This window comes from Candidatus Hydrogenedentota bacterium, from assembly GCA_012523015.1.
Lineage (GTDB): Bacteria > Hydrogenedentota > Hydrogenedentia > Hydrogenedentales > CAITNO01 > JAAYBJ01.
On record JAAYJI010000305.1, the window covers coordinates 1 to 7,743 of the forward strand.

Here is a 7,743-nt window from a genome sequence, read left to right on the forward strand (position 1 = left end):
GTCCATGAGTGGAGTGCGTGGACTTCGCGAGAATACGGCGAATTTGTCACCTAGGCAGCAGCGGACAGTTCATGCAGCTATGTGACAGTCGCAGCGCCCAAAGCTTTATCAAAATATCCTTGAATCATTGTTATATCATTGTACTACGTGATGAATTTATCTATAATAATAATCTGTTAACAAATAACCATGTAGGTTAGATAAATGTGTGGCGTCAAAAACCTAGGTTGACGCTGGATAAGAAGTGGCTTGGAAAAAGAAAAGGAGATGCAGATGAAAGGTCAAGTGTTGGATTACTCGACTCAAGAAAACTCAGGTTTGATTTCTGGGGCTGACGGCTCGAGGTACCCATTTGCAGGGTCTGAATGGAAAGGGGATACGCCTCCTTCGCGCGGAATGCAGGTCGACTTTGACGTCCAAGACGGCAGTGCAGTAGCTATTTACCAAAGTTTAGGAGGGGTGGCAAGTGTAGTAGGCGCGGCGGCTGGCAACAGATCCAAGGAATTCGGCAAAGCGGCAATGACAGGAAGCATGAATGTTCTAATAGGGAGGAGTGAAACTTCCGCTTTGAAGTTCCTCGTTATAGGTTTTCGGATCATGGGCGTGTTGACGTTCTTGGCCGCCGTATTAGAGATGTGGTTTTTTGAATGGATTTCCATTGGAATGAGGATGACCTCTGATAGTTCCCACTTTGTGGTGTGGCTCAAAGTCTGCGGTCTCGGACTGGTTCTCGGTGGATTGATCTACGGTTTAGGAGAACTTATTTCGCTTTTCCAAAAAATGGAAAGCCATCTCCGTAAACTGGCCGAAAAAGCATAAATTGTCGAACTATCACCTTGCCGTATTTCCCACCCATTAACTGTTTCAGAGTACGGCAAGGTGAAAGGTATATTTCACGTAAGTTACAAAACTATTCTTAGCTGACTCATAAGTCGAAAATCGTTGATACCTCTATTTGGCCCAAATTTAATGTTGCATATGAGAAGCGGTTTAACCGGAAACTTGCTTACAAAGAAGAACTTAAGGGCATTGACAATGCAGAACCTTTTGGCCTGCGGTCCTATGATTTCCGAGAAAGTCGATTTAGTCACCTTGTCCGCGAAGCGATAGAAAGCGACAAGATCAGTACTGGCCGCGGCGCAAAATTGCTTCGCATTTCGGTAGAGGAAATGCAGGAACGGATTGCCGGTTGGAAAGCCTTAGGGTGATGCGCTCGGGCGTAGGGGAGGGGCACAATGAACACGGGTGTGTGAATCCCGGGCGCAAAGAGAGCCTGCATCGTATCAGTCAACAACCTCCCAATGCCCTTCTTTACGGCCGCCGACGCGGCGGAGCAGTCCTCTCTCGCGCAGGGATTGGATATTCCGTTCAATAGAGCGTTCGGTGATGCCGATCAAGAGCGCTAATTCTGGGATGGTGATTGCCCTATTCTCCCGGCACGCCTCCAAAATCTTTACCGACGTTTTACCGACCTTATTACGCTCCTTTACCGACGCTTTATCGACACTTACCCGACGCTTTACCGACGCGTTATCAGTCTTATCCCGACGTTTTATCGATTCTTTACCGACGTTATCCCGATTCTTTACCGACGCTTTTGTAGACGCGTCGCCGTCGATTATCCGTAATTCTGCAAGGGGTTTGCGGTGAACGGTTGCGATGAAAAGGTCGCGGTCGTGGTCGTCAGTGAAATCTATGTTCGGCCACGAATCCAACGCCCGTTTAATGCCTGAGCCGAGTCCGTGATAGGGGAGCAGCCCCTTGGCAATGTACGAAACCAAGATAGGATTACGAATATTCGAGATGCCGATCCGTATTTTTGCAACGGTCAAATTGTTGGGCAAATGACCGGGGCTGATGATCTCGATGCGATTATCGAAAACGAATAAACGGATGGGCGCGTTAATCAGATAATCGCGATGGGCAAGGGCATTCACTAAAAGTTCCTCGAACACTCTTTCCGGCACCTCGGGTAATCCTAAAGTGTTTATACCTCGTCCAGCCTGTACCTTATAGAGATTGCGCATAATGAAGGCTAAGGTATCCTCAAATATTTTAGCTAAAGGGCCGGAAAAATCCTCCGTATCCACATAATCAGTGGCATGGATTTCGTTTCGGGGATAGCGAATGGCTTTGACCACAAATTGGGGCACGATAAACTCGGGTTGTTCGGCAAAGAGCAACACTCCGGCAAGGTTCAATTTTCCGTTGGCAGTTGCCAAGTTCATGTTTTGCAACAACCGAGTCAGCTTGGCGCGTGAGTCGGGGTATTCTTGCTTATAGAGGTCGCGCAGGAAGTCGCGAAAACGCAGTTTGTCCAATTTATCAACGCCCGCCTTAGTCGGCAGCTCATCCGCGTGGAACTGATCACTTACTTGGAATAGGCGACGAAGTTCCTCCTTTGAGTTCACGCGCCGTTTATCTGATCCGACCTTCAGCCAGATCACCCCATTTTTATCAAAATAAGGCTTATCGATTCCTTTGGGGACGGTTAGCACAATAACAACGCGTCCATTTTTCATCAATACATTCTCGGTGTTTACTGCCAGTGGGCTGCGCACGGACTGGCTGGCTGTATTACTGATGAGTTGATTGATGCGGCCTACATCAGTACGGGAAAGACCGGGAACCGTGCCATCGTTTGCCACACCAACGAGGATGATGCCGCCCTCGCTGTTGGCAAAGGCAGACATCTCCGCGGCCAAAGACGTTCCATTGGTGATATCAGCTTTGAATTGAAGTGTACTGTCTTCCCCTTTATCAATAAGTTTTCGAAGCTCATCAGCGCTCATCGAATTCTTTTCAATCATGGGGCAGTTCCTCCCATGGCTGCAGTTTCGATAGTAAGCGATCCACGTCGACACCTTGCCCTTGCAGGGCATTAGAAGGCATATGATTAACCACTGTGTCCATCATGGGGCGGCGGTCCTTCCCGATTGTGTACAATCTCTTCCACAGCGCTTCCGGGCATTGAGCCGAGCGCCGTTTTTTCTTATCTTGGATGGTGCTTTCTCAGCACATCAGTACACCCATAATCACAGTATATCAATATTAAAGTTATTCTTGAAAGAGAGGCTTATTCCGCGATGTATCCCGAAAAGGAATACATAGAGACAGCGACATAAATGTGTGGTCCTGCGCTCTCTCTTGAGATATTTTCCTTCTCCTTCAAGGAATTTTTCAACTACAAAGCGATTGCCGAGGGAGAGGCACAGGACAAATAGAAAAAGACCTCATCGGCATCTGCCTGTGAGGTCTTAGACCAGGGGTAACCGCTGCGTGCAAGGGATTATTTTCTGGCTCCGCTTACCTTACTTTTGAAGCACCGACGTTTTTTCAGCATATCGTCGTTGGGAGTCGAAGCCGCTGCCTGCTGTTCCAAGGATGGCGGCGTGCCCTGTCACGGGAAGGTAGAGGACTTCACGTTGCTTTCCCAAGGGTCTTGGCAAGTTGTGTATCTTCATAGTAGTTTTCCTATCTCTCGAAACGGAATTTCTCATCGATGGTTTCGAGCAATTTGTTCAGCGCATTGACGGTCTCGTCGTCGGGCGGGGTGTCCTTATCGCCGATCTCGATCTGAACCTTGATCACCACCGGGATACTTGTCTTGCTTTTGATTTCCAGTATTTGGGGCATCACATCACCAAGATCCTGGATTCTTGAGGGCTCCAGTTCCGCATGGGCGACGATGGCGTCTGAAGGGGCCCCGAGACCTCCAAATCCGATTCCCGGTGTTCCTTCGCGGACGCCGCTTCCTGCCTCCGCCCCCGAACCAGCCCGCAATTTGACGTTTTGCGCCGAGGGATAGGGGCATGGCCAGCTTTCCGAGGTAGGATCGAGCTCGATGAAGCGCGCATTCAAAGCGGCCGTAATAACATCGCTCACGGTCTTCCAAGGCAGCGTCTGGCCGAAGTGTTGTGAAAGGGCCGCGGCGATGGACAAGGCGGTAGATTCTTCATTGCTCCAGTCTTGAGACAGAATCTCAGGCATTATCTCCGCTGCAGAGAAGGCACTCGGCGCTTTTTGAATCATGGCCTGCTCTGTGAGAACGCCTGCCGGGATCGGTTCGTTAAGGATCGACGCCGGGCCGTTGGTCAGCCAAAGCATGCCTGATTCTACCGCCAGGGTGACCGCCGCTTTCACCACTTCATCGGAAGCCTTCGGGATATATTGTTCTTCCATATACCCGTCCCGTTGCGCCTGAACTTTCTTGGCGCCGCTGAAGTTGTCGATCACAGTCTGCACCGAGATGGATTCGCGCTCCCAGAGGTCGGGAAGCCGTTTCGGTTCCAACAGCGCAGGCGCGATTTCCTGCAATGCCGCCGCCTCGGAGAGAACCAACTCCAAGGCAGGATCATTGAGCGCCATTTCATCGGGCGCCGTGTACCACCATGTCCTTGCCGATCCGTCGGGCCGGGTCAACCGCAACACGAAGGCTCCGCTTTGGCATCCTTCCACCAGCGTATCCACGATAGCCTGTGATTTTAGCATCTTAGGCAGATGCGGCTCCTGCGCAAAGGCGCCGGATAGGTCTTTGACCCGACGGCTTGTCTCTCCCGGGTGCCAAAAGTTGTAGGGGCCGTCGGGCAGCAAGGTTTCCGCCGTGATGGAGGAGTCCTGGATCCGAGCGCGCGGGTCGTTCTTGATGATGGTGAAGTGGGGCTCATCGGTAACGTTGATTTTGAAGGCTTGGGCTTCTTTCTTCTCCGAGACCGTCACGATGATGCAGTACGCCTGCCTGATCGCCTCTGGAATTCGCCCTTTTCCCTTGTTCATATTCATGTTCAGCGTTTCCATGCGCGTCACATCGACATTGCCGCCTTGCTGTTGATCCTTGAGATCGGCGAGAACCGTTTCCCACGCCAAATAATCGCGGACACTCGCCGCCGCGACCTCCAGACCGTCCCTCGACGGCGTCAGCAGGATAAGGGCATTTCGATAGACGCGCGGTTTCTCCGATCCTGTCGTTTCATCGAGATAGCGTTTTGCCTCGCTGCTTGGTTTTCCCGATTCGCTCGCCCCGGCGGGTCCGAGGATGCCGTAGTGAAACCGGCCATCATCTTCGATATCGCGCGGCTTTGCGGGCAGTGTGTGAACCCGAACGCCGAAGGCGTTCGCCCCCGCCCAAAGCGTCTTTGTCTTTCCGATCTCATCCAGCAGCCGCGCGTGTACCACATCATCGGAGATACGGCTTGCGGCGACGGTGTGCATCTGCGTAAGATTCGGTCGATTCCCCAGCCGCCATGTGCTCGGCAATTGGTTTTCGTCCGTCGCTGTGAACTGATCATCGAGCCAGAAACTGACCCGCGCCCACCGGAGCAGCCCCTTTTCCAACTCGATTTTATCCGGCCGATTGGGGGCAATCAACGCGATCAGGTCGCGGGTCTGCGTGCTCTGGCCAATGGGCTGCGAGTGGAGGAAAGTGGCGATAATCGCCTGCTCCACTTCCCGGAAGTGCAAGCCTACGGAATCGCTTTGAATCTCGCGCGCACGCTCAAGTTCGCCCTCGATGATCCCTGTCCACAATTGCCGTCTGCCTTCATATTCTTCGGTATCGGCGACGGTGACCAGCTCCCGCATAGCCTCGGAAAGCCCTTCCATCCCGGTTTTCGGAAGAAAGACACAGGGCCCGACCAGGGCGCTCGTATCCCATTTTTCCGCCTCGCGCAGTGCCAACGCGAAGGTGCGCAGCACGCCGCGCGTCCGCTGGAACCGATCCAGCTGCGTCCACTTGGCGTAAAATACTTCGGTCAGGTCGGGGTGAAAGGGGTAGCTGCGCAGGAACCGTTCTTCCGCGTCGGCTCCCTGCTTGCGCGTTTGTTTGTCTAGGTCGACGATACCCTTGAGCGCCGCTTGTACATGGGGACGGAAGGCGTCGCGGTCCTTGATCGATTCGGGGGTGAAGAAGCGTCGGCGCAGCACTTCCGCCACGTCTTCTTTCACGACGGGCTCGACGGCTTCCTCTCGTTGGCGCTGGAAGATATCGTAAAGCCTGCCCTGAAGTTCTCGTCCGAAGGAATCGCTTTTGCTCAGGTCGCTTGCCAGCAACGACGCCACGATACAGCAGCGGTCCACCTTCGTTGCCGCCTGGGTCAGGTACTGGAAAAAGTTGATCATTCGATCCTTCCACCGAGAGTCAGCAGCCACCTTCTCCCGCACGTACATCAGCACTTCGTCAATGAGGATCAGAACGCCCAGTCCCTCTTTGCCCGGTATTTCCAGCAACGCGGTCATCAGATTTTCTGCCGGTGCCGAGTCGCGCTCTTCCGACTTGTTCTCTGCATGGAGCAGTTTCAGGCCCTCATCGCCGGCGATCTGCCATGCCAAAATACTCCACGGCTGCTTGAGTGTGCGCGTCGTCCCCTTCGGGTCGCGTACTTCCATCCCTTTTTCGACGTCCAGTTTGTCGAAGCACAGCCCGGCGACCCGCGCCTTGGGCGGCTCCTCGCCGATGGCCTCGCGGAACTCCGCCACGGCAGGCAGATCGGGCAGATGCTCCGGGTTGGCCATCAGATGGCGCATGGTGATGAGTGTGTGTGTCTTGCCGCCGCCGTAGGTCAGTTCGAGTTGGCGCACTGCTTTGTCGTTTTTCCCCGCGACGCGCAACGCCACATCCCGCACGAGTTGCCGCAGGTTGTAGGTTGGGAAGGTCAGTGCGAAGAACTTCTCGGGATCTTCGTAGATAGGGCGCTTCCCGCTCTCCATCAAGACTTCGTAAAGATCGGCGGCGAACATGTGCATGGGCAGTTCGCCCGATTTCAGGTCGTCGCGCAACGCCACGACTTCATGCCAGCTTTTCCAGGGATTCTTTGCCATGATTATTGCTCCTTGTCGCTATCGGCGATAGTGTCATCGCCGAATGCCATCTTGGTTTGCGCGTCCGTTACGGTCGCTCCTTTTGCCTGAACGTGATTGCTCAAGCTCTCCAGAAGCGAGCGTTCCTCACTGCCCGCAGTCGAAAGTTCAATCACAGACTGCACCAGCCGTTTAAATAACTCTTGGCGGCGCAAGCCGTTGTCGTCTAGATATTCATCCACCTTGATGACGTCGCCCGCCCGCCAGAGGTGCATCAGGCGGTGGATGCGGTCGATCAGGGGGATCGGGCGTCCGCTCGGCGCCTCGAAGCCCATGGATCTGCGGTTGCGCTGCGCCCAGGTCTTCAATTTGATCTTGCTGCCGTCCGAATAGCTGCTATCCTCGGGCTCCGCCTCGGCGTCCGGATCGGCTTCATTGTCTCCATTATCATCAGATGCACTGCTTCCCTTGTGGGCGATCAGATCCCAAGCAGACTGCAGATCATTGTTAGAAAGTCCGCACGCCGTGGCATAGAGAATGCACTCCCCGGCGGGCGCTTCCTCCAGTCCGAAATCGTGGCGATGGAGCAGGTAATAGGCGGTTATTGCGTCCATCCGATCGGCGGCGATCCTCTCTGATCTTTCGGTCTGTCCCGTCAAGACTTGTCCGATGACGAAGTCCACCACCATGCGGCGCACGAGCGAAAGGAATTCGCCCACCCCCAAGACCTCGCCCGGCGCATTCGCCTTCTTGACGATTGGGTACTTGCTATACGCCTCCAGCGCCGGTCCCGTTGCCGCCCACACGAAGTCCGGACCGCGAATCCCCGCGTCCCAATAGTCGTGCAGGCGATTGGTGATATGAGCGCGCATTTCTTCGATTACTTTGTTGTCCCAGCCGGGGCGGACAGTGATAGGGCGCTTCCCGCTCTCCATCAAGACTTCGTAA

The 7,743-nt window shown here is 53.9% G+C and carries 5 protein-coding genes; 1 reads left to right on the forward strand and 4 read right to left on the reverse strand.

Annotation, left to right across the window (positions count from 1 at the left end; all coding sequences use genetic code 11):
• The first annotated feature begins 273 nt into the window (after positions 1-273).
• Entirely contained in the window at positions 274-819 is a 546-nt protein-coding gene (locus tag GX117_13340) for a hypothetical protein (protein ID NLO34313.1), read from the forward strand.
• Positions 820-1,283: 464 nt separating this feature from the next.
• Here GX117_13340 and GX117_13345 read toward each other — a convergent pair whose 3' ends face one another.
• The 4 genes from GX117_13345 to GX117_13360 form a co-directional block, all read right to left on the reverse strand.
• Positions 1,284-2,792, reverse strand: a complete 1,509-nt coding sequence (locus GX117_13345; protein ID NLO34314.1) for an ATP-dependent DNA helicase RecG — start codon at positions 2,790-2,792, stop codon at positions 1,284-1,286.
• A gap of 519 nt (positions 2,793-3,311) precedes the next feature.
• The gene (locus tag GX117_13350; GenBank protein ID NLO34315.1) at positions 3,312-3,464 is read right to left on the reverse strand and encodes a hypothetical protein; all 153 of its coding nucleotides are present in this window, start codon (positions 3,462-3,464) and stop codon (positions 3,312-3,314) included.
• A gap of 10 nt (positions 3,465-3,474) precedes the next feature.
• The gene (locus GX117_13355) at positions 3,475-6,816 is read right to left on the reverse strand and encodes an ATP-binding protein (GenBank protein ID NLO34316.1); all 3,342 of its coding nucleotides are present in this window, start codon (positions 6,814-6,816) and stop codon (positions 3,475-3,477) included.
• Between the two features lie 2 nt (positions 6,817-6,818).
• The coding region (locus GX117_13360; GenBank protein NLO34317.1) for a hypothetical protein at positions 6,819-7,743 on the reverse strand (925 nt) is incomplete at its 5' end.